This window comes from Mycobacterium tuberculosis complex sp. N0072, assembly GCF_030323725.1.
GTDB lineage: Bacteria > Actinomycetota > Actinomycetes > Mycobacteriales > Mycobacteriaceae > Mycobacterium > Mycobacterium tuberculosis.
Genome location: NZ_CP040689.1, coordinates 4,346,316 through 4,367,605 on the forward strand (window position 1 = coordinate 4,346,316; position 21,290 = coordinate 4,367,605).

A 21,290-nucleotide genomic window follows, 5' to 3' on the forward strand; every position below is an offset into this window, starting at 1 on the left:
AACTCGTCAGCCGGCGGCACCGTAGCTGCCGCGTGGCCAGCAACCGACCGTATCGTCACATGCATTTTTCCTCGTCCAAATCCGGCTGCGCTAGCTGCGTGGCGGTCTGATCGCCAGCCACAGGAAATGCTTAGATACGTTTGCTGTGAAATCCGGAGCACCGCTGTTTCGCCACTTGCGCCGGTGGGAACAACCGCCGGAACGGCGGGTATCTGTGTTGTTGCATGGCGATGCCGCCGCGACGACTACCCAGCGCAACCCCCCAGAGTTTGCGCGATACTAAAAGGGGTCTAAAAAGGGCGTCTAGACAGCCAGCAGTCAGTCCAGGGAGCTAGCCGATACGGGACGATATTGGTCGGCGTCCGGCATGGGCGATCTTACCGTGGGGCTCATCAGCCGCGAGCTCGCCTCAGCCGGCCACCGGCGCGACAATCGATCGCCTGTCACCTGAGGAGCTTATGTACGAGCGTGACGAATTCCTGCGCGATCGGATCCGACCACACCAGCCCGGCACCCCGCGGGGATACTCGCCCCGTCCGCCGTCCGGAGATCGCTGCCCCGCGCCACCGCCTGGCCGGCACGCTGCTGCCGCTACGCCACCAGGGCCGCCGCGCCTGCCTTCAGCTCCACTGCGTCCATTGCCGGACCCGGCTTGGCCACGCCAGCCGGAGGCCCCGCCACCGAGCACCTGGGCCGACCCCGCCCTGGCGCCGATACGCAGTCGGACGCGACCCGGCGAGCGTGGTTGGCGACGCATGGTGCGGCTGGTCACCTTTGGCCTTGTCGGCCTGGGCCGGTCGGGCATGCAGCGCCAGGAGGCCCAATTCGAAGCAACGATACGAACCGTCCTGCATGGCAACCACAAGGTCGCCGTGCTGGGCAAAGGAGGTGTGGGAAAGACGTCGGTTGCGGCGTGCGTCGGATCGATCCTTGCCGAACTGCGCCAGCAGGACCGTATCGTCGGGATCGACGCCGACACCGCCTTCGGCAGGCTGAGCAGCCGAATCGATCCTCGAGCAGCTGGTTCGTTCTGGGAGCTGACCACCGACACGAATCTGCGGTCCTTCACCGATATCACCGCGCGCCTGGGCCGAAATTCCGCGGGACTGTACGTCCTGGCAGGCCAGCCGGCATCCGGTCCGCGCCGGGTGCTCGATCCGGCCATCTACCGCGAAGCCGCCCTAAGGTTGGATCACCATTTCGCAATCTCGGTGATCGACTGCGGTTCCTCCATGGAGGCGGCGGTCACCCAGGAGGTATTGCGCGATGTGGATGCTCTGATCGTGGTGTCCTCGCCCTGGGCGGATGGTGCCTCCGCTGCCGCCAACACCATCGAATGGCTGTCGGATTATGGCCTGACAGGTTTGTTGCGACGCAGCATCGTGGTGCTCAACGATTCGGACGGACACGCCGACAAGCGCACCAAGTCATTGCTGGCCCAGGAATTCATCGACCACGGGCAGCCTGTGGTCGAGGTGCCCTTCGATCCCCATTTGCGGCCCGGGGGGGTCATCGATATGAGCCACGAAATGGCCCCGACGACGCGGCTGAAAATCCTGCAGGTCGCCGCGACGGTGACGGCGTACTTCGCGTCGCGACCCGCCGACGCACACGGCAGCCCGCCCCGGTGACCTGGCTGGCTGACCCGGTCGGCAACAGCAGGATCGCCCGAGCGCAGGCCTGCAAAACGTCAATCTCGGCGCCCATCGTCGAATCCTGGCGGGCGCAACGCGGCGCGCAATGTGGACAGCGCGAGAAATCTTGTCGATGTTCTCGCGCTGTCCACATCCAGGGCATCTCACCGCCACTGTTCCGCAGACCCCTCGAACCAGCGGTCCAGGCGGCGGTTGCGTCATGCCGATTGGGCAGACACCCGGTGGTCGCGCACCGGGTAACCGTTGCGCTCGGCCAGGGATCGCAGCTGGCCCAACGCGAATGCCCGCGCCCGGCCTGATTCGGGAATTACGACCCCTGCCCACAGCCCTTCCGCACCCGCGGACTCGACGGCGTCGCGTGCACACAGCCACCGGCGCGGGCAAGCCCGGCACAGGGTCTTGGCCTCGTCGTCGGGAGTCGTCGTCCAACGATCGGGATCTTGCGTGCAAACGCCGAGCGGGACCTCATACAGGGCGGTTACTGTCATGTCTACGTTCCTCCAGAAAGCGTTGCAGGTTGTAGCCTCTGCCGCGAAAGCGTATCGCATTAACCATAGCGATGCAACAGTTTCCTCCTCTGCCTGCCTAGCGGTGCTGCGGCTCCGGTTCGGCGAGCTCCGAGTCTAGTACGCGCACCGCCGAGTACCAGGGCATAGATCCTGTTAATCAGCTGTGTATCTGGCCTCGCCGGCGCGTATCCGACCCCTTCGGGCAGATCTTCCAGGAAAAGTGTTCTGACATGCGACAGTTCAGGTGTAAAGTGAACTGTAGCGGCAGTTCGGTTTGGCTAGGAAACTATTTCCATAGCGGGCCGTCGCGTCGCTAGATCCAAAATGTAGCGAAGTCATAGCAGTAGAAGGGTGCAACGGTTAGGATGGCGGGCGAGCGGAAAGTCTGCCCACCGTCCCGGCTAGTACCCGCGAATAAGGGATCAACGCAGATGTCTAAAGCAGGGTCGACTGTCGGACCGGCGCCGCTGGTCGCGTGCAGCGGCGGCACATCAGACGTGATTGAGCCCCGTCGCGGTGTCGCGATCATTGGCCACTCGTGCCGAGTCGGCACCCAGATCGACGATTCTCGAATCTCTCAGACACATCTGCGAGCGGTATCCGATGATGGACGGTGGCGGATCGTCGGCAACATCCCGAGAGGTATGTTCGTCGGCGGACGACGCGGCAGCTCGGTGACCGTCAGCGATAAGACCCTAATCCGATTCGGCGATCCCCCTGGAGGCAAGGCGTTGACGTTCGAAGTCGTCAGGCCGTCGGATTCCGCTGCACAGCACGGCCGCGTACAACCATCAGCGGACCTGTCGGACGACCCGGCGCACAACGCTGCGCCGGTCGCACCGGACCCCGGCGTGGTTCGCGCAGGGGCGGCCGCGGCTGCGCGCCGTCGTGAACTTGACATCAGCCAACGCAGCTTGGCGGCCGACGGGATCATCAACGCGGGCGCGCTCATCGCGTTCGAGAAAGGCCGTAGTTGGCCCCGGGAACGGACCCGGGCAAAACTCGAAGAAGTGCTGCAGTGGCCCGCTGGAACCATCGCGCGAATCCGTCGGGGCGAGCCCACCGAGCCCGCAACAAACCCCGACGCGTCCCCCGGACTCCGGCCTGCCGACGGCCCGGCGTCCTTGATCGCGCAGGCTGTCACCGCCGCCGTAGACGGCTGCAGTCTGGCTATCGCAGCGTTGCCGGCGACCGAGGACCCCGAGTTCACCGAACGTGCCGCGCCGATCCTTGCTGATTTGCGCCAGCTCGAGGCGATTGCCGTCCAAGCAACCCGCATCAGCCGGATTACCCCGGAATTGATCAAGGCGTTGGGCGCGGTACGTCGCCACCACGACGAATTAATGAGGCTGGGAGCAACCGCCCCTGGTGCCACACTGGCGCAGCGCTTATATGCCGCACGGCGGCGCGCGAACCTTTCCACCCTGGAGACTGCCCAAGCGGCCGGCGTCGCAGAAGAAATGATCGTCGGCGCCGAAGCCGAGGAAGAGTTGCCAGCCGAGGCCACCGAAGCGATCGAAGCACTGATCCGTCAGATCAATTGAGGTCGGCTCCGAGCGTCCCACAAGTACAGGCACGCCGTAACGCTCAAGTTCAACGGTCCGGGGAACGCGCGCGTTCTCCGGCGTTTGACGGTGCGTTCCATCGTGCCGCGAACTTGAAAACGCCAGCGTCACCAAAAAATTCGTGCACCAACCCCCCTCCGAGCGCTGCTAAGCTCAATGTGCAGTGCAAAGGTGCAGATAATGATGGCGCACCGGAACGGCGAGCGTAAGGAAACACATAAATGGCATCGGGTAGCGGTCTTTGCAAGACGACGAGTAACTTTATTTGGGGCCAGTTACTCTTGCTTGGAGAGGGAATCCCCGACCCAGGCGACATTTTCAACACCGGTTCGTCGCTGTTCAAACAAATCAGCGACAAAATGGGACTCGCCATTCCGGGCACCAACTGGATCGGCCAAGCGGCGGAAGCTTACCTAAACCAGAACATCGCGCAACAACTTCGCGCACAGGTGATGGGCGATCTCGACAAATTAACCGGCAACATGATCTCGAATCAGGCCAAATACGTCTCCGATACGCGCGACGTCCTGCGGGCCATGAAGAAGATGATTGACGGTGTCTACAAGGTTTGTAAGGGCCTCGAAAAGATTCCGCTGCTCGGCCACTTGTGGTCGTGGGAGCTCGCAATCCCTATGTCCGGCATCGCGATGGCCGTTGTCGGCGGCGCATTGCTCTATCTAACGATTATGACGCTGATGAATGCGACCAACCTGAGGGGAATTCTCGGCAGGCTGATCGAGATGTTGACGACCTTGCCAAAGTTCCCCGGCCTGCCCGGGTTGCCCAGCCTGCCCGACATCATCGACGGCCTCTGGCCGCCGAAGTTGCCCGACATTCCGATCCCCGGCCTGCCCGACATCCCGGGCCTACCCGACTTCAAATGGCCGCCCACCCCCGGCAGCCCGTTGTTCCCCGACCTCCCGTCGTTCCCAGGGTTCCCCGGGTTCCCCTCCCTACCCGGTTTCCCCGGGCTCCCCGGGTTCCCGGAGTTCCCCGCCATCCCCGGGTTCCCCGCACTGCCCGGGTTGCCCAGCATTCCCAACTTGTTCCCCGGCTTGCCGGGTCTGGGCGACCTGCTGCCCGGCGTAGGCGATTTGGGCAAGTTACCCACCTGGACTGAGCTGGCCGCTTTGCCTGACTTCTTGGGCGGCTTCGCCGGCCTGCCCAGCTTGGGTTTTGGCAATCTGCTCAGCTTTGCCAGTTTGCCCACCGTGGGTCAGGTGACCGCCACCATGGGTCAGCTGCAACAGCTCGTGGCGGCCGGCGGTGGCCCCAGCCAACTGGCCAGCATGGGCAGCCAACAAGCGCAACTGATCTCGTCGCAGGCCCAGCAAGGAGGCCAGCAGCACGCCACCCTCGTGAGCGACAAGAAGGAAGACGAGGAAGGCGCGGCCGCAGGCGTGGCCGAGGCGGAGCGTGCACCCATCGACGCTGGCACCGCGGCCAGCCAACGGGGGCAGGAGGGGACCGTCCTTTGATCGGACACCGAGTCGCCAGCAGGTCTGTGCCATAGCGAGTCGAAGCCATAGCGAGTAGAAAGTTAAACGTAGAGGAGGGTTCAACCCATGACCGGATTTCTCGGTGTCGTGCCTTCGTTCCTGAAGGTGCTGGCGGGCATGCACAACGAGATCGTGGGTGATATCAAAAGGGCGACCGATACGGTCGCCGGGATTAGCGGACGAGTTCAGCTTACCCATGGTTCGTTCACGTCGAAATTCAATGACACGCTGCAAGAGTTTGAGACCACCCGTAGCAGCACGGGCACGGGTTTGCAGGGAGTCACCAGCGGACTGGCCAATAATCTGCTCGCAGCCGCCGGCGCCTACCTCAAGGCCGACGATGGCCTAGCCGGTGTTATCGACAAGATTTTCGGTTGATCATGACGGGTCCGTCCGCTGCAGGCCGCGCGGGCACCGCCGACAACGTGGTCGGCGTCGAGGTAACCATCGACGGCATGTTGGTGATCGCCGATCGGTTACACCTGGTTGATTTCCCTGTCACGCTTGGGATTCGGCCGAATATCCCGCAAGAGGATCTGCGAGACATCGTCTGGGAACAGGTGCAGCGTGACCTCACAGCGCAAGGGGTGCTCGACCTCCACGGGGAGCCCCAACCGACGGTCGCGGAGATGGTCGAAACCCTGGGCAGGCCAGATCGGACCTTGGAGGGTCGCTGGTGGCGGCGCGACATTGGCGGCGTCATGGTGCGCTTCGTCGTGTGCCGCAGGGGCGACCGCCATGTGATCGCGGCGCGCGACGGCGACATGCTGGTGCTGCAGTTGGTGGCGCCGCAGGTCGGCTTGGCGGGCATGGTGACAGCGGTGCTGGGGCCCGCCGAACCCGCCAACGTCGAACCCCTGACGGGTGTGGCAACCGAGCTAGCCGAATGCACAACCGCGTCCCAATTGACGCAATACGGTATCGCACCGGCCTCGGCCCGCGTCTATGCCGAGATCGTGGGTAACCCGACCGGCTGGGTGGAGATCGTTGCCAGCCAACGCCACCCCGGCGGCACCACGACGCAGACCGACGCCGCCGCTGGCGTCCTGGACTCCAAGCTCGGTAGGCTGGTGTCGCTTCCCCGCCGTGTTGGAGGCGACCTGTACGGAAGCTTCCTGCCCGGCACTCAGCAGAACTTGGAGCGTGCGCTGGACGGCTTGCTAGAGCTGCTCCCTGCGGGCGCTTGGCTAGATCACACCTCAGATCACGCACAAGCCTCCTCCCGAGGCTGACCCCTCACATCTCCGCTACGACTTCAGAAAGGGACGCCATGGTGGACCCGCCGGGCAACGACGACGACCACGGTGATCTCGACGCCCTCGATTTCTCCGCCGCCCACACCAACGAGGCGTCGCCGCTGGACGCCTTAGACGACTATGCGCCGGTGCAGACCGATGACGCCGAAGGCGACCTGGACGCCCTCCATGCGCTCACCGAACGCGACGAGGAGCCGGAGCTGGAGTTGTTCACGGTGACCAACCCTCAAGGGTCGGTGTCGGTCTCAACCCTGATGGACGGCAGAATCCAGCACGTCGAGCTGACGGACAAGGCGACCAGCATGTCCGAAGCGCAGCTGGCCGACGAGATCTTCGTTATTGCCGATCTGGCCCGCCAAAAGGCGCGGGCGTCGCAGTACACGTTCATGGTGGAGAACATCGGTGAACTGACCGACGAAGACGCAGAAGGCAGCGCCCTGCTGCGGGAATTCGTGGGGATGACCCTGAATCTGCCGACGCCGGAAGAGGCTGCCGCAGCCGAAGCCGAAGTGTTCGCCACCCGCTACGATGTCGACTACACCTCCCGGTACAAGGCCGATGACTGATCGCTTGGCCAGTCTGTTCGAAAGCGCCGTCAGCATGTTGCCGATGTCGGAGGCGCGGTCGCTAGATCTGTTCACCGAGATCACCAACTACGACGAATCCGCTTGCGACGCATGGATCGGCCGGATCCGGTGTGGGGACACCGACCGGGTGACGCTGTTTCGCGCCTGGTATTCGCGCCGCAATTTCGGACAGTTGTCGGGATCGGTCCAGATCTCGATGAGCACGTTAAACGCCAGGATTGCCATCGGGGGGCTGTACGGCGATATCACCTACCCGGTCACCTCGCCGCTAGCGATCACCATGGGCTTTGCCGCATGCGAGGCAGCGCAAGGCAATTACGCCGACGCCATGGAGGCCTTAGAGGCCGCCCCGGTCGCGGGTTCCGAGCACCTGGTGGCGTGGATGAAGGCGGTTGTCTACGGCGCGGCCGAACGCTGGACCGACGTGATCGACCAGGTCAAGAGTGCTGGGAAATGGCCGGACAAGTTTTTGGCCGGCGCGGCCGGTGTGGCGCACGGGGTTGCCGCGGCAAACCTGGCCTTGTTCACCGAAGCCGAACGCCGACTCACCGAGGCCAACGACTCGCCCGCCGGTGAGGCGTGTGCGCGCGCCATCGCCTGGTATCTGGCGATGGCACGGCGCAGCCAGGGCAACGAAAGCGCCGCGGTGGCGCTGCTGGAATGGTTACAGACCACTCACCCCGAGCCCAAAGTGGCTGCGGCGCTGAAGGATCCCCCCTACCGGCTGAAGACGACCACCGCCGAACAGATCGCATCCCGCGCCGATCCCTGGGATCCGGGCAGTGTCGTGACCGACAACTCCGGCCGGGAGCGGCTGCTCGCCGAGGCCCAAGCCGAACTCGACCGCCAAATTGGGCTCACCCGGGTTAAAAATCAGATTGAACGCTACCGCGCGGCGACGCTGATGGCCCGGGTCCGCGCCGCCAAGGGTATGAAGGTCGCCCAGCCCAGCAAGCACATGATCTTCACCGGACCGCCCGGTACCGGCAAGACCACGATCGCGCGGGTGGTGGCCAATATCCTGGCCGGCTTAGGCGTCATTGCCGAACCCAAACTCGTCGAGACGTCGCGCAAGGACTTCGTCGCCGAGTACGAGGGGCAATCGGCGGTCAAGACCGCTAAGACGATCGATCAGGCGCTGGGCGGGGTGCTTTTCATCGACGAGGCTTATGCGCTGGTGCAGGAAAGAGACGGCCGCACCGATCCGTTCGGTCAAGAGGCGCTGGACACGCTGCTGGCGCGGATGGAGAACGACCGGGACCGGCTGGTGGTGATCATCGCCGGGTACAGCTCCGACATAGATCGGCTGCTGGAAACCAACGAGGGTCTGCGGTCGCGGTTCGCCACTCGCATCGAGTTCGACACCTATTCCCCCGAGGAACTCCTCAAGATCGCCAACGTCATTGCCGCTGCTGATGATTCGGCGTTGACCGCAGAGGCGGCCGAGAACTTTCTTCAGGCCGCCAAGCAGTTGGAGCAGCGCATGTTGCGCGGCCGGCGCGCCCTGGACGTCGCCGGCAACGGTCGGTATGCGCGCCAGCTGGTGGAGGCCAGCGAGCAATGCCGGGACATGCGTCTAGCCCAGGTCCTCGATATCGACACCCTCGACGAAGACCGGCTTCGCGAGATCAACGGCTCAGATATGGCGGAGGCTATCGCCGCGGTGCACGCACACCTCAACATGAGAGAATGAACTATGGGGCTTTGCCTCACCACCAAGGTTCAGGTTAGCGGCTGGCGTTTTCTGCTGCGCCGGCTCGAACACGCCATCGTGCGCCGGGACACCCGGATGTTTGACGACCCGCTGCAGTTCTACAGCCGCTCGATCGCTCTTGGCATCGTCGTCGCGGTCCTGATTCTGGCGGGTGCCGCGCTGCTGGCGTACTTCAAACCACAAGGCAAACTCGGCGGCACCAGCCTGTTCACCGACCGCGCGACCAACCAGCTTTACGTGCTGCTGTCCGGACAGTTGCATCCGGTCTACAACCTGACTTCGGCGCGGCTGGTGCTGGGCAATCCGGCCAACCCGGCCACCGTGAAGTCCTCCGAACTGAGCAAGCTGCCGATGGGCCAGACCGTTGGAATCCCCGGCGCCCCCTACGCCACGCCTGTTTCGGCGGGCAGCACCTCGATCTGGACCCTATGCGACACCGTCGCCCGAGCCGACTCCACTTCCCCGGTAGTGCAGACCGCGGTCATCGCGATGCCGTTGGAGATCGATGCTTCGATCGATCCGCTCCAGTCACACGAAGCGGTGCTGGTGTCCTACCAGGGCGAAACCTGGATCGTCACAACTAAGGGACGCCACGCCATAGATCTGACCGACCGCGCCCTCACCTCGTCGATGGGGATACCGGTGACGGCCAGGCCAACCCCGATCTCGGAGGGCATGTTCAACGCGCTGCCTGATATGGGGCCCTGGCAGCTGCCGCCGATACCGGCGGCGGGCGCGCCCAATTCGCTTGGCCTACCTGATGATCTAGTGATCGGATCGGTCTTCCAGATCCACACCGACAAGGGCCCGCAATACTATGTGGTGCTGCCCGACGGCATCGCGCAGGTCAACGCGACAACCGCTGCGGCGCTGCGCGCCACCCAGGCGCACGGGCTGGTCGCGCCACCGGCAATGGTGCCCAGTCTGGTCGTCAGAATCGCCGAACGGGTATACCCCTCACCGCTACCCGATGAACCGCTCAAGATCGTGTCCCGGCCGCAGGATCCCGCGCTGTGCTGGTCATGGCAACGCAGCGCCGGCGACCAGTCGCCGCAGTCAACGGTGCTGTCCGGCCGGCATCTGCCGATATCGCCCTCAGCGATGAACATGGGGATCAAGCAGATCCACGGGACGGCGACCGTTTACCTCGACGGCGGAAAATTCGTGGCACTGCAATCCCCCGATCCTCGATACACCGAATCGATGTACTACATCGATCCACAGGGCGTGCGTTATGGGGTGCCTAACGCGGAGACAGCCAAGTCGCTGGGCCTGAGTTCACCCCAAAACGCGCCCTGGGAGATCGTTCGTCTCCTGGTCGACGGTCCGGTGCTGTCGAAAGATGCCGCACTGCTCGAGCACGACACGCTGCCCGCTGACCCTAGCCCCCGAAAAGTTCCCGCCGGAGCCTCCGGAGCCCCCTGATGACGACCAAGAAGTTCACTCCCACCATTACCCGTGGCCCCCGGTTGACCCCGGGCGAGATCAGCCTCACGCCGCCCGATGACCTGGGCATCGACATCCCACCGTCGGGCGTCCAAAAGATCCTTCCCTACGTGATGGGTGGCGCCATGCTCGGCATGATCGCCATCATGGTGGCCGGCGGCACCAGGCAGCTGTCGCCGTACATGTTGATGATGCCGCTGATGATGATCGTGATGATGGTCGGCGGTCTGGCCGGTAGCACCGGTGGTGGCGGCAAGAAGGTGCCCGAAATCAACGCCGACCGCAAGGAGTACCTGCGGTATTTGGCAGGACTACGCACCCGAGTGACGTCCTCGGCCACCTCTCAGGTGGCGTTCTTCTCCTACCACGCACCGCATCCCGAGGATCTGTTGTCGATCGTCGGCACCCAACGGCAGTGGTCCCGGCCGGCCAACGCCGACTTCTATGCGGCCACCCGAATCGGTATCGGTGACCAGCCGGCGGTGGATCGATTATTGAAGCCGGCCGTCGGCGGGGAGTTGGCCGCCGCCAGCGCAGCACCTCAGCCGTTCCTGGAGCCGGTCAGTCATATGTGGGTGGTCAAGTTTCTACGAACCCATGGATTGATCCATGACTGCCCGAAACTGCTGCAACTCCGTACCTTTCCGACTATCGCGATCGGCGGGGACTTGGCGGGGGCAGCCGGCCTGATGACGGCGATGATCTGTCACCTAGCCGTGTTCCACCCACCGGACCTGCTGCAGATCCGGGTGCTCACCGAGGAACCCGACGACCCCGACTGGTCCTGGCTCAAATGGCTTCCGCACGTACAGCACCAGACCGAAACCGATGCGGCCGGGTCCACCCGGCTGATCTTCACGCGCCAGGAAGGTCTGTCGGACCTGGCCGCGCGCGGGCCACACGCACCCGATTCGCTTCCCGGCGGCCCCTACGTAGTCGTCGTCGACCTGACCGGCGGCAAGGCTGGATTCCCGCCCGACGGTAGGGCCGGTGTCACGGTGGTCACGTTGGGCAACCATCGCGGCTCGGCCTACCGCATCAGGGTGCACGAGGATGGGACGGCTGATGACCGGCTCCCTAACCAATCGTTTCGCCAGGTGACATCGGTCACCGATCGGATGTCGCCGCAGCAAGCCAGCCGTATCGCGCGAAAGTTGGCCGGATGGTCCATCACGGGCACCATCCTCGACAAGACGTCGCGGGTCCAGAAGAAGGTGGCCACCGACTGGCACCAGCTGGTCGGTGCGCAAAGTGTCGAGGAGATAACACCTTCCCGCTGGAGGATGTACACCGACACCGACCGTGACCGGCTAAAGATCCCGTTTGGTCATGAACTAAAGACCGGCAACGTCATGTACCTGGACATCAAAGAGGGCGCGGAATTCGGCGCCGGACCGCACGGCATGCTCATCGGGACCACGGGGTCTGGGAAGTCCGAATTCCTGCGCACCCTGATCCTGTCGCTGGTGGCAATGACTCATCCAGATCAGGTGAATCTCCTGCTCACCGACTTCAAAGGTGGTTCAACCTTCCTGGGAATGGAAAAGCTTCCGCACACTGCCGCTGTCGTCACCAACATGGCCGAGGAAGCCGAGCTCGTCAGCCGGATGGGCGAGGTGTTGACCGGAGAACTCGATCGGCGCCAGTCGATCCTCCGACAGGCCGGGATGAAAGTCGGCGCGGCCGGAGCCCTGTCCGGCGTGGCCGAATACGAGAAGTACCGCGAACGCGGTGCCGACCTACCCCCGCTGCCAACGCTTTTCGTCGTCGTCGACGAGTTCGCCGAGCTGTTGCAGAGTCACCCGGACTTCATCGGGCTGTTCGACCGGATCTGCCGCGTCGGGCGGTCGCTGAGGGTCCATCTGCTGCTGGCTACCCAGTCGCTGCAGACCGGCGGTGTTCGCATCGACAAACTGGAGCCAAACCTGACATATCGAATCGCATTGCGCACCACCAGCTCTCATGAATCCAAGGCGGTAATCGGCACACCGGAGGCGCAGTACATCACCAACAAGGAGAGCGGTGTCGGGTTTCTCCGGGTCGGCATGGAAGACCCGGTCAAGTTCAGCACCTTCTACATCAGTGGGCCATACATGCCGCCGGCGGCAGGCGTCGAAACCAATGGTGAAGCCGGAGGGCCCGGTCAACAGACCACTAGACAAGCCGCGCGCATTCACAGGTTCACCGCGGCACCGGTTCTCGAGGAGGCGCCGACACCGTGACCCGCGCCGGCGACGATGCAAAGCGCAGCGATGAGGAGGAGCGGCGCCAACGGCCCGCGCCGGCGACGATGCAAAGCGCAGCGATGAGGAGGAGCGGCGCCAACGGCCCGCGCCGGCGACGATGCAAAGCGCAGCGATGAGGAGGAGCGGCGCGCATGACTGCTGAACCGGAAGTACGGACGCTGCGCGAGGTTGTGCTGGACCAGCTCGGCACTGCTGAATCGCGTGCGTACAAGATGTGGCTGCCGCCGTTGACCAATCCGGTCCCGCTCAACGAGCTCATCGCCCGTGATCGGCGACAACCCCTGCGATTTGCCCTGGGGATCATGGATGAACCGCGCCGCCATCTACAGGATGTGTGGGGCGTAGACGTTTCCGGGGCCGGCGGCAACATCGGTATTGGGGGCGCACCTCAAACCGGGAAGTCGACGCTACTGCAGACGATGGTGATGTCGGCTGCCGCCACACACTCACCGCGCAACGTTCAGTTCTATTGCATCGACCTAGGTGGCGGCGGGCTGATCTATCTCGAAAACCTTCCACACGTCGGTGGGGTAGCCAATCGGTCCGAGCCCGACAAGGTCAACCGGGTGGTCGCAGAGATGCAAGCCGTCATGCGGCAACGGGAAACCACCTTCAAGGAACACCGAGTGGGCTCGATCGGGATGTACCGGCAGCTGCGTGACGATCCAAGTCAACCCGTTGCGTCCGATCCATACGGCGACGTCTTTCTGATCATCGACGGATGGCCCGGTTTTGTCGGCGAGTTCCCCGACCTTGAGGGGCAGGTTCAAGATCTGGCCGCCCAGGGGCTGGCGTTCGGCGTCCACGTCATCATCTCCACGCCACGCTGGACAGAGCTGAAGTCGCGTGTTCGCGACTACCTCGGCACCAAGATCGAGTTCCGGCTTGGTGACGTCAATGAAACCCAGATCGACCGGATTACCCGCGAGATCCCGGCGAATCGTCCGGGTCGGGCAGTGTCGATGGAAAAGCACCATCTGATGATCGGCGTGCCCAGGTTCGACGGCGTGCACAGCGCCGATAACCTGGTGGAGGCGATCACCGCGGGGGTGACGCAGATCGCTTCCCAGCACACCGAACAGGCACCTCCGGTGCGGGTCCTGCCGGAGCGTATCCACCTGCACGAACTCGACCCGAACCCGCCGGGACCAGAGTCCGACTACCGCACTCGCTGGGAGATTCCGATCGGCTTGCGCGAGACGGACCTGACGCCGGCTCACTGCCACATGCACACGAACCCGCACCTACTGATCTTCGGTGCGGCCAAATCGGGCAAGACGACCATTGCCCACGCGATCGCGCGCGCCATTTGTGCCCGAAACAGTCCCCAGCAGGTGCGGTTCATGCTCGCGGACTACCGCTCGGGCCTGCTGGACGCGGTGCCGGACACCCATCTGCTGGGCGCCGGCGCGATCAACCGCAACAGCGCGTCGCTAGACGAGGCCGTTCAAGCACTGGCGGTCAACCTGAAGAAGCGGTTGCCGCCGACCGACCTGACGACGGCGCAGCTACGCTCGCGTTCGTGGTGGAGCGGATTTGACGTCGTGCTTCTGGTCGACGATTGGCACATGATCGTGGGTGCCGCCGGGGGGATGCCGCCGATGGCACCGCTGGCCCCGTTATTGCCGGCGGCGGCAGATATCGGGTTGCACATCATTGTCACCTGTCAGATGAGCCAGGCTTACAAGGCAACCATGGACAAGTTCGTCGGCGCCGCATTCGGGTCGGGCGCTCCGACAATGTTCCTTTCGGGCGAGAAGCAGGAATTCCCATCCAGTGAGTTCAAGGTCAAGCGGCGCCCCCCTGGCCAGGCATTTCTCGTCTCGCCAGACGGCAAAGAGGTCATCCAGGCCCCCTACATCGAGCCTCCAGAAGAAGTGTTCGCAGCACCCCCAAGCGCCGGTTAAGATTATTTCATTGCCGGTGTAGCAGGACCCGAGCTCAGCCCGGTAATCGAGTTCGGGCAATGCTGACCATCGGGTTTGTTTCCGGCTATAACCGAACGGTTTGTGTACGGGATACAAATACAGGGAGGGAAGAAGTAGGCAAATGGAAAAAATGTCACATGATCCGATCGCTGCCGACATTGGCACGCAAGTGAGCGACAACGCTCTGCACGGCGTGACGGCCGGCTCGACGGCGCTGACGTCGGTGACCGGGCTGGTTCCCGCGGGGGCCGATGAGGTCTCCGCCCAAGCGGCGACGGCGTTCACATCGGAGGGCATCCAATTGCTGGCTTCCAATGCATCGGCCCAAGACCAGCTCCACCGTGCGGGCGAAGCGGTCCAGGACGTCGCCCGCACCTATTCGCAAATCGACGACGGCGCCGCCGGCGTCTTCGCCTAATAGGCCCCCAACACATCGGAGGGAGTGATCACCATGCTGTGGCACGCAATGCCACCGGAGCTAAATACCGCACGGCTGATGGCCGGCGCGGGTCCGGCTCCAATGCTTGCGGCGGCCGCGGGATGGCAGACGCTTTCGGCGGCTCTGGACGCTCAGGCCGTCGAGTTGACCGCGCGCCTGAACTCTCTGGGAGAAGCCTGGACTGGAGGTGGCAGCGACAAGGCGCTTGCGGCTGCAACGCCGATGGTGGTCTGGCTACAAACCGCGTCAACACAGGCCAAGACCCGTGCGATGCAGGCGACGGCGCAAGCCGCGGCATACACCCAGGCCATGGCCACGACGCCGTCGCTGCCGGAGATCGCCGCCAACCACATCACCCAGGCCGTCCTTACGGCCACCAACTTCTTCGGTATCAACACGATCCCGATCGCGTTGACCGAGATGGATTATTTCATCCGTATGTGGAACCAGGCAGCCCTGGCAATGGAGGTCTACCAGGCCGAGACCGCGGTTAACACGCTTTTCGAGAAGCTCGAGCCGATGGCGTCGATCCTTGATCCCGGCGCGAGCCAGAGCACGACGAACCCGATCTTCGGAATGCCCTCCCCTGGCAGCTCAACACCGGTTGGCCAGTTGCCGCCGGCGGCTACCCAGACCCTCGGCCAACTGGGTGAGATGAGCGGCCCGATGCAGCAGCTGACCCAGCCGCTGCAGCAGCTGACGTCGTTGTTCAGCCAGGTGGGCGGCACCGGCGGCGGCAACCCAGCCGACGAGGAAGCCGCGCAGATGGGCCTGCTCGGCACCAGTCCGCTGTCGAACCATCCGCTGGCTGGTGGATCAGGCCCCAGCGCGGGCGCGGGCCTGCTGCGCGCGGAGTCGCTACCTGGCGCAGGTGGGTCGTTGACCCGCACGCCGCTGATGTCTCAGCTGATCGAAAAGCCGGTTGCCCCCTCGGTGATGCCGGCGGCTGCTGCCGGATCGTCGGCGACGGGTGGCGCCGCTCCGGTGGGTGCGGGAGCGATGGGCCAGGGTGCGCAATCCGGCGGCTCCACCAGGCCGGGTCTGGTCGCGCCGGCACCGCTCGCGCAGGAGCGTGAAGAAGACGACGAGGACGACTGGGACGAAGAGGACGACTGGTGAGCTCCCGTAATGACAACAGACTTCCCGGCCACCCGGGCCGGAAGACTTGCCAACATTTTGGCGAGGAAGGTAAAGAGAGAAAGTAGTCCAGCATGGCAGAGATGAAGACCGATGCCGCTACCCTCGCGCAGGAGGCAGGTAATTTCGAGCGGATCTCCGGCGACCTGAAAACCCAGATCGACCAGGTGGAGTCGACGGCAGGTTCGTTGCAGGGCCAGTGGCGCGGCGCGGCGGGGACGGCCGCCCAGGCCGCGGTGGTGCGCTTCCAAGAAGCAGCCAATAAGCAGAAGCAGGAACTCGACGAGATCTCGACGAATATTCGTCAGGCCGGCGTCCAATACTCGAGGGCCGACGAGGAGCAGCAGCAGGCGCTGTCCTCGCAAATGGGCTTCTGACCCGCTAATACGAAAAGAAACGGAGCAAAAACATGACAGAGCAGCAGTGGAATTTCGCGGGTATCGAGGCCGCGGCAAGCGCAATCCAGGGAAATGTCACGTCCATTCATTCCCTCCTTGACGAGGGGAAGCAGTCCCTGACCAAGCTCGCAGCGGCCTGGGGCGGTAGCGGTTCGGAGGCGTACCAGGGTGTCCAGCAAAAATGGGACGCCACGGCTACCGAGCTGAACAACGCGCTGCAGAACCTGGCGCGGACGATCAGCGAAGCCGGTCAGGCAATGGCTTCGACCGAAGGCAACGTCACTGGGATGTTCGCATAGGGCAACGCCGAGTTCGCGTAGAATAGCGAAACACGGGATCGGGCGAGTTCGACCTTCCGTCGGTCTCGCCCTTTCTCGTGTTTATACGTTTGAGCGCACTCTGAGAGGTTGTCATGGCGGCCGACTACGACAAGCTCTTCCGGCCGCACGAAGGTATGGAAGCTCCGGACGATATGGCAGCGCAGCCGTTCTTCGACCCCAGTGCTTCGTTTCCGCCGGCGCCCGCATCGGCAAACCTACCGAAGCCCAACGGCCAGACTCCGCCCCCGACGTCCGACGACCTGTCGGAGCGGTTCGTGTCGGCCCCGCCGCCGCCACCCCCACCCTCACCTCCGCCTCCGCCAACTCCGATGCCGATCGCCGCAGGAGAGCCGCCCTCGCCGGAACCGGCCGCATCTAAACCACCCACACCCCCCATGCCCATCGCCGGACCCGAACCGGCCCCACCCAAACCACCCACACCTCCGATGCCCATCGCCGGACCTGCACCCACCCCAACCGAATCCCAGTTGGCGCCCCCCAGACCACCGACACCACAAACGCCAACCGGAGCGCCGCAGCAACCGGAATCACCGGCGCCCCACGTACCCTCGCACGGGCCACATCAACCCCGGCGCACCGCACCAGCACCGCCCTGGGCAAAGATGCCAATCGGCGAACCCCCGCCCGCTCCGTCCAGACCGTCTGCGTCCCCGGCCGAACCACCGACCCGGCCTGCCCCCCAACACTCCCGACGTGCGCGCCGGGGTCACCGCTATCGCACAGACACCGAACGAAACGTCGGGAAGGTAGCAACTGGTCCATCCATCCAGGCGCGGCTGCGCGCAGAGGAAGCATCCGGCGCGCAGCTCGCCCCCGGAACGGAGCCCTCGCCAGCGCCGTTGGGCCAACCGAGATCGTATCTGGCTCCGCCCACCCGCCCCGCGCCGACAGAACCTCCCCCCAGCCCCTCGCCGCAGCGCAACTCCGGTCGGCGTGCCGAGCGACGCGTCCACCCCGATTTAGCCGCCCAACATGCCGCGGCGCAACCCGATTCAATTACGGCCGCAACCACTGGCGGTCGTCGCCGCAAGCGTGCAGCGCCGGATCTCGACGCGACACAGAAATCCTTAAGGCCGGCGGCCAAGGGGCCGAAGGTGAAGAAGGTGAAGCCCCAGAAACCGAAGGCCACGAAGCCGCCCAAAGTGGTGTCGCAGCGCGGCTGGCGACATTGGGTGCATGCGTTGACGCGAATCAACCTGGGCCTGTCACCCGACGAGAAGTACGAGCTGGACCTGCACGCTCGAGTCCGCCGCAATCCCCGCGGGTCGTATCAGATCGCCGTCGTCGGTCTCAAAGGTGGGGCTGGCAAAACCACGCTGACAGCAGCGTTGGGGTCGACGTTGGCTCAGGTGCGGGCCGACCGGATCCTGGCTCTAGACGCGGATCCAGGCGCCGGAAACCTCGCCGATCGGGTAGGGCGACAATCGGGCGCGACCATCGCTGATGTGCTTGCAGAAAAAGAGCTGTCGCACTACAACGACATCCGCGCACACACTAGCGTCAATGCGGTCAATCTGGAAGTGCTGCCGGCACCGGAATACAGCTCGGCGCAGCGCGCGCTCAGCGACGCCGACTGGCATTTCATCGCCGATCCTGCGTCGAGGTTTTACAACCTCGTCTTGGCTGATTGTGGGGCCGGCTTCTTCGACCCGCTGACCCGCGGCGTGCTGTCCACGGTGTCCGGTGTCGTGGTCGTGGCAAGTGTCTCAATCGACGGCGCACAACAGGCGTCGGTCGCGTTGGACTGGTTGCGCAACAACGGTTACCAAGATTTGGCGAGCCGCGCATGCGTGGTCATCAATCACATCATGCCGGGAGAACCCAATGTCGCAGTTAAAGACCTGGTGCGGCATTTCGAACAGCAAGTTCAACCCGGCCGGGTCGTGGTCATGCCGTGGGACAGGCACATTGCGGCCGGAACCGAGATTTCACTCGACTTGCTCGACCCTATCTACAAGCGCAAGGTCCTCGAATTGGCCGCAGCGCTATCCGACGATTTCGAGAGGGCTGGACGTCGTTGAGCGCACCTGCTGTTGCTGCTGGTCCTACCGCCGCGGGGGCAACCGCTGCGCGGCCTGCCACCACCCGGGTGACGATCCTGACCGGCAGACGGATGACCGATTTGGTACTGCCAGCGGCGGTGCCGATGGAAACTTATATTGACGACACCGTCGCGGTGCTTTCCGAGGTGTTGGAAGACACGCCGGCTGATGTACTCGGCGGCTTCGACTTTACCGCGCAAGGCGTGTGGGCGTTCGCTCGTCCCGGATCGCCGCCGCTGAAGCTCGACCAGTCACTCGATGACGCCGGGGTGGTCGACGGGTCACTGCTGACTCTGGTGTCAGTCAGTCGCACCGAGCGCTACCGACCGTTGGTCGAGGATGTCATCGCCGCGATCGCCGTGCTTGACGAGTCACCTGAGTTCGACCGCACGGCATTGAATCGCTTTGTGGGGGCGGCGATCCCGCTTTTGACCGCGCCCGTCATCGGGATGGCGATGCGGGCGTGGTGGGAAACTGGGCGTAGCTTGTGGTGGCCGTTGGCGATTGGCATCCTGGGGATCGCTGTGCTGGTAGGCAGCTTCGTCGCGAACAGGTTCTACCAGAGCGGCCACCTGGCCGAGTGCCTACTGGTCACGACGTATCTGCTGATCGCAACCGCCGCAGCGCTGGCCGTGCCGTTGCCGCGCGGGGTCAACTCGTTGGGGGCGCCACAAGTTGCCGGCGCCGCTACGGCCGTGCTGTTTTTGACCTTGATGACGCGGGGCGGCCCTCGGAAGCGTCATGAGTTGGCGTCGTTTGCCGTGATCACCGCTATCGCGGTCATCGCGGCCGCCGCTGCCTTCGGCTATGGATACCAGGACTGGGTCCCCGCGGGGGGGATCGCATTCGGGCTGTTCATTGTGACGAATGCGGCCAAGCTGACCGTCGCGGTCGCGCGGATCGCGCTGCCGCCGATTCCGGTACCCGGCGAAACCGTGGACAACGAGGAGTTGCTCGATCCCGTCGCGACCCCGGAGGCTACCAGCAAAGAAACCCCGACCTGGCAGGCCATCATCGCGTCGGTGCCCGCGTCCGCGGTCCGGCTCACCGAGCGCAGCAAACTGGCCAAGCAACTTCTCATCGGATACGTCACGTCGGGCACCCTGATTCTGGCTGCCGGTGCCATCGCGGTCGTGGTGCGCGGGCACTTCTTTGTACACAGCCTGGTGGTCGCGGGTTTGATCACGACCGTCTGCGGATTTCGCTCGCGGCTTTACGCCGAGCGCTGGTGTGCGTGGGCGTTGCTGGCGGCGACGGTCGCGATTCCGACGGGTCTGACGGCCAAACTCATCATCTGGTACCCGCACTATGCCTGGCTGTTGTTGAGCGTCTACCTCACGGTAGCCCTGGTTGCGCTCGTGGTGGTCGGGTCGATGGCTCACGTCCGGCGCGTTTCACCGGTCGTAAAACGAACTCTGGAATTGATCGACGGCGCCATGATCGCTGCCATCATTCCCATGCTGCTGTGGATCACCGGGGTGTACGACACGGTCCGCAATATCCGGTTCTGAGCCGGATCGGCTGATTGGCGGTTCCTGACAGAACATCGAGGACACGGCGCAGGTTTGCATACCTTCGGCGCCCGACAAATTGCTGCGATTGAGCGTGTGGCGCGTCCGGTAAAATTTGCTCGATGGGGAACACGTATAGGAGATCCGGCAATGGCTGAACCGTTGGCCGTCGATCCCACCGGCTTGAGCGCAGCGGCCGCGAAATTGGCCGGCCTCGTTTTTCCGCAGCCTCCGGCGCCGATCGCGGTCAGCGGAACGGATTCGGTGGTAGCAGCAATCAACGAGACCATGCCAAGCATCGAATCGCTGGTCAGTGACGGGCTGTGCCCGGCGTGAAAGCCGCCCTGACTCGAACAGCATCCAACATGAACGCGGCGGCGGACGTCTATGCGAAGACCGATCAGTCACTGGGAACCAGTTTGAGCCAGTATGCATTCGGCTCGTCGGGCGAAGGCCTGGCTGGCGTCGCCTCGGTCGGTGGTCAGCCAAGTCAGGCTACCCAGCTGCTGAGCACACCCGTGTCACAGGTCACGACCCAGCTCGGCGAGACGGCCGCTGAGCTGGCACCCCGTGTTGTTGCGACGGTGCCGCAACTCGTTCAGCTGGCTCCGCACGCCGTTCAGATGTCGCAAAACGCATCCCCCATCGCTCAGACGATCAGTCAAACCGCCCAACAGGCCGCCCAGAGCGCGCAGGGCGGCAGCGGCCCAATGCCCGCACAGCTTGCCAGCGCTGAAAAACCGGCCACCGAGCAAGCGGAGCCGGTCCACGAAGTGACAAACGACGATCAGGGCGACCAGGGCGACGTGCAGCCGGCCGAGGTCGTTGCCGCGGCACGTGACGAAGGCGCCGGCGCATCACCGGGCCAGCAGCCCGGCGGGGGCGTTCCCGCGCAAGCCATGGATACCGGAGCCGGTGCCCGCCCAGCGGCGAGTCCGCTGGCGGCCCCCGTCGATCCGTCGACTCCGGCACCCTCAACAACCACAACGTTGTAGACCGGGCCTGCCAGCGGCTCCG

18 protein-coding genes and 2 pseudogenes are annotated in these 21,290 nt (G+C 64.2%); 19 read left to right on the plus strand and 1 reads right to left on the minus strand.

Annotation, left to right across the window (positions count from 1 at the left end):
* Positions 1–458: 458 nt before the first annotated feature.
* Positions 459–1,631 carry a MinD/ParA family ATP-binding protein gene (locus FF952_RS20330; RefSeq protein WP_003399818.1) on the plus strand — a complete coding sequence of 391 codons (1,173 nt, stop codon included), beginning with the start codon at positions 459–461 and terminating at the stop codon, positions 1,629–1,631.
* The gene (locus FF952_RS20335; protein ID WP_003902567.1) at positions 1,628–1,954 is read left to right on the plus strand and encodes a hypothetical protein; all 327 of its coding nucleotides are present in this window, start codon (positions 1,628–1,630) and stop codon (positions 1,952–1,954) included. The genes FF952_RS20330 and FF952_RS20335 overlap by 4 nt, the downstream gene beginning before the upstream one ends.
* On the opposite strand, the gene whiB6 is transcribed toward FF952_RS20335, so the two are convergent.
* Positions 1,853–2,203 carry a transcriptional regulator WhiB6 gene (whiB6, locus tag FF952_RS20340; protein WP_003899734.1) on the minus strand — a complete coding sequence of 117 codons (351 nt, stop codon included), beginning with the start codon at positions 2,201–2,203 and terminating at the stop codon, positions 1,853–1,855. The genes FF952_RS20335 and whiB6 overlap by 102 nt on opposite strands.
* A 392-nt stretch (positions 2,204–2,595) precedes the next feature.
* Here whiB6 and espM point away from each other — a divergent pair, with 392 nt between their 5' ends.
* The 17 genes and pseudogenes from espM to espJ all read left to right on the plus strand — a co-directional run bounded on the left by espM (position 2,596) and on the right by espJ (position 21,268).
* A complete protein-coding gene (espM, locus tag FF952_RS20345) occupies positions 2,596–3,708 on the plus strand; it encodes an ESX-1 type VII secretion system transcriptional regulator EspM (protein ID WP_015288657.1) in 1,113 nt (370 codons plus the stop codon).
* Positions 3,709–3,950: 242 nt separating this feature from the next.
* Positions 3,951–5,207, plus strand: coding sequence for a type VII secretion system ESX-1 associated protein EspE (espE, locus tag FF952_RS20350; RefSeq protein WP_003399828.1), 1,257 nt, complete (start codon positions 3,951–3,953; stop codon positions 5,205–5,207).
* An 87-nt stretch (positions 5,208–5,294) separates the two neighbouring features.
* The gene (gene espF, locus FF952_RS20355) at positions 5,295–5,606 is read left to right on the plus strand and encodes a type VII secretion system ESX-1 associated protein EspF (protein WP_003899737.1); all 312 of its coding nucleotides are present in this window, start codon (positions 5,295–5,297) and stop codon (positions 5,604–5,606) included.
* Positions 5,607–5,608: 2 nt separating this feature from the next.
* The gene (espG1, locus tag FF952_RS20360; protein WP_003399839.1) at positions 5,609–6,460 is read left to right on the plus strand and encodes a type VII secretion system ESX-1 adaptor EspG1; all 852 of its coding nucleotides are present in this window, start codon (positions 5,609–5,611) and stop codon (positions 6,458–6,460) included.
* Between the two features lie 38 nt (positions 6,461–6,498).
* Positions 6,499–7,050 carry a type VII secretion system ESX-1 associated protein EspH gene (gene espH / locus FF952_RS20365; RefSeq protein WP_003399844.1) on the plus strand — a complete coding sequence of 184 codons (552 nt, stop codon included), beginning with the start codon at positions 6,499–6,501 and terminating at the stop codon, positions 7,048–7,050.
* Positions 7,043–8,764 (plus strand): type VII secretion system ESX-1 AAA family ATPase EccA1, encoded by a 1,722-nt coding sequence (gene eccA1 / locus FF952_RS20370; protein WP_031680860.1) that lies wholly within the window; start codon positions 7,043–7,045, stop codon positions 8,762–8,764. Before espH ends, eccA1 begins: the two co-directional genes overlap by 8 nt.
* 3 nt (positions 8,765–8,767) lie before the next feature.
* Positions 8,768–10,210 carry a type VII secretion system ESX-1 subunit EccB1 gene (gene eccB1 / locus FF952_RS20375; protein WP_031656910.1) on the plus strand — a complete coding sequence of 481 codons (1,443 nt, stop codon included), beginning with the start codon at positions 8,768–8,770 and terminating at the stop codon, positions 10,208–10,210.
* Positions 10,210–12,453 (plus strand): type VII secretion system ESX-1 FtsK/SpoIIIE family ATPase EccCa1, encoded by a 2,244-nt coding sequence (gene eccCa1, locus FF952_RS20380; protein WP_031680861.1) that lies wholly within the window; start codon positions 10,210–10,212, stop codon positions 12,451–12,453. Before eccB1 ends, eccCa1 begins: the two co-directional genes overlap by 1 nt.
* 15 nt (positions 12,454–12,468) lie before the next feature.
* Positions 12,469–12,542: pseudogene (locus FF952_RS21055) on the plus strand (hypothetical protein); the annotation flags it as partial.
* A gap of 66 nt (positions 12,543–12,608) precedes the next feature.
* Entirely contained in the window at positions 12,609–14,384 is a 1,776-nt protein-coding gene (eccCb1, locus tag FF952_RS20385) for a type VII secretion system ESX-1 FtsK/SpoIIIE family ATPase EccCb1 (protein ID WP_003399865.1), read from the plus strand.
* A 142-nt stretch (positions 14,385–14,526) separates the two neighbouring features.
* Positions 14,527–14,823, plus strand: coding sequence for a type VII secretion system ESX-1 target PE35 (locus FF952_RS20390; RefSeq protein ID WP_003399870.1), 297 nt, complete (start codon positions 14,527–14,529; stop codon positions 14,821–14,823).
* A gap of 33 nt (positions 14,824–14,856) precedes the next feature.
* Positions 14,857–15,963: a type VII secretion system ESX-1 target PPE68 gene (locus FF952_RS20395; protein WP_003902771.1), complete on the plus strand. Its 1,107-nt coding sequence runs from the start codon at positions 14,857–14,859 to the stop codon at positions 15,961–15,963.
* A 92-nt stretch (positions 15,964–16,055) separates the two neighbouring features.
* Positions 16,056–16,358, plus strand: coding sequence for a type VII secretion system ESX-1 WXG100 family target CFP-10 (gene esxB / locus FF952_RS20400; protein ID WP_003399940.1), 303 nt, complete (start codon positions 16,056–16,058; stop codon positions 16,356–16,358).
* A 32-nt stretch (positions 16,359–16,390) separates the two neighbouring features.
* Positions 16,391–16,678, plus strand: a complete 288-nt coding sequence (gene esxA / locus FF952_RS20405) for a type VII secretion system ESX-1 WXG100 family target ESAT-6 (protein WP_003399963.1) — start codon at positions 16,391–16,393, stop codon at positions 16,676–16,678.
* Between the two features lie 113 nt (positions 16,679–16,791).
* Positions 16,792–18,741 (plus strand): type VII secretion system ESX-1 associated protein EspI, encoded by a 1,950-nt coding sequence (gene espI, locus FF952_RS20415; RefSeq protein ID WP_003905180.1) that lies wholly within the window; start codon positions 16,792–16,794, stop codon positions 18,739–18,741.
* The gene (gene eccD1, locus FF952_RS20420; RefSeq protein WP_031680863.1) at positions 18,738–20,273 is read left to right on the plus strand and encodes a type VII secretion system ESX-1 subunit EccD1; all 1,536 of its coding nucleotides are present in this window, start codon (positions 18,738–18,740) and stop codon (positions 20,271–20,273) included. The genes espI and eccD1 overlap by 4 nt, the downstream gene beginning before the upstream one ends.
* A gap of 150 nt (positions 20,274–20,423) precedes the next feature.
* A pseudogene (espJ, locus tag FF952_RS20425) lies at positions 20,424–21,268 on the plus strand (type VII secretion system ESX-1 associated protein EspJ).
* Positions 21,269–21,290: the final 22 nt, after the last annotated feature.

Excerpts from the sequence above, each read along its gene's own strand:
- FF952_RS20330 (WP_003399818.1), top strand. The coding sequence starts at position 459 with ATGTACGAGCGTGACGAATTCCTGCGCGATCGGATCCGACCACACCAG.
- whiB6 (WP_003899734.1), bottom strand. The coding sequence starts at position 2,203 with ATGCGATACGCTTTCGCGGCAGAGGCTACAACCTGCAACGCTTTCTGG.
- espM (WP_015288657.1), top strand. The coding sequence starts at position 2,596 with ATGTCTAAAGCAGGGTCGACTGTCGGACCGGCGCCGCTGGTCGCGTGC.
- espE (WP_003399828.1), top strand. The coding sequence starts at position 3,951 with ATGGCATCGGGTAGCGGTCTTTGCAAGACGACGAGTAACTTTATTTGG.
- espF (WP_003899737.1), top strand. The coding sequence starts at position 5,295 with ATGACCGGATTTCTCGGTGTCGTGCCTTCGTTCCTGAAGGTGCTGGCG.
- espG1 (WP_003399839.1), top strand. The coding sequence starts at position 5,609 with ATGACGGGTCCGTCCGCTGCAGGCCGCGCGGGCACCGCCGACAACGTG.
- espH (WP_003399844.1), top strand. The coding sequence starts at position 6,499 with ATGGTGGACCCGCCGGGCAACGACGACGACCACGGTGATCTCGACGCC.
- eccA1 (WP_031680860.1), top strand. The coding sequence starts at position 7,043 with ATGACTGATCGCTTGGCCAGTCTGTTCGAAAGCGCCGTCAGCATGTTG.
- eccB1 (WP_031656910.1), top strand. The coding sequence starts at position 8,768 with ATGGGGCTTTGCCTCACCACCAAGGTTCAGGTTAGCGGCTGGCGTTTT.
- eccCa1 (WP_031680861.1), top strand. The coding sequence starts at position 10,210 with ATGACGACCAAGAAGTTCACTCCCACCATTACCCGTGGCCCCCGGTTG.
- eccCb1 (WP_003399865.1), top strand. The coding sequence starts at position 12,609 with ATGACTGCTGAACCGGAAGTACGGACGCTGCGCGAGGTTGTGCTGGAC.
- FF952_RS20390 (WP_003399870.1), top strand. The coding sequence starts at position 14,527 with ATGGAAAAAATGTCACATGATCCGATCGCTGCCGACATTGGCACGCAA.
- FF952_RS20395 (WP_003902771.1), top strand. The coding sequence starts at position 14,857 with ATGCTGTGGCACGCAATGCCACCGGAGCTAAATACCGCACGGCTGATG.
- esxB (WP_003399940.1), top strand. The coding sequence starts at position 16,056 with ATGGCAGAGATGAAGACCGATGCCGCTACCCTCGCGCAGGAGGCAGGT.
- esxA (WP_003399963.1), top strand. The coding sequence starts at position 16,391 with ATGACAGAGCAGCAGTGGAATTTCGCGGGTATCGAGGCCGCGGCAAGC.
- espI (WP_003905180.1), top strand. The coding sequence starts at position 16,792 with ATGGCGGCCGACTACGACAAGCTCTTCCGGCCGCACGAAGGTATGGAA.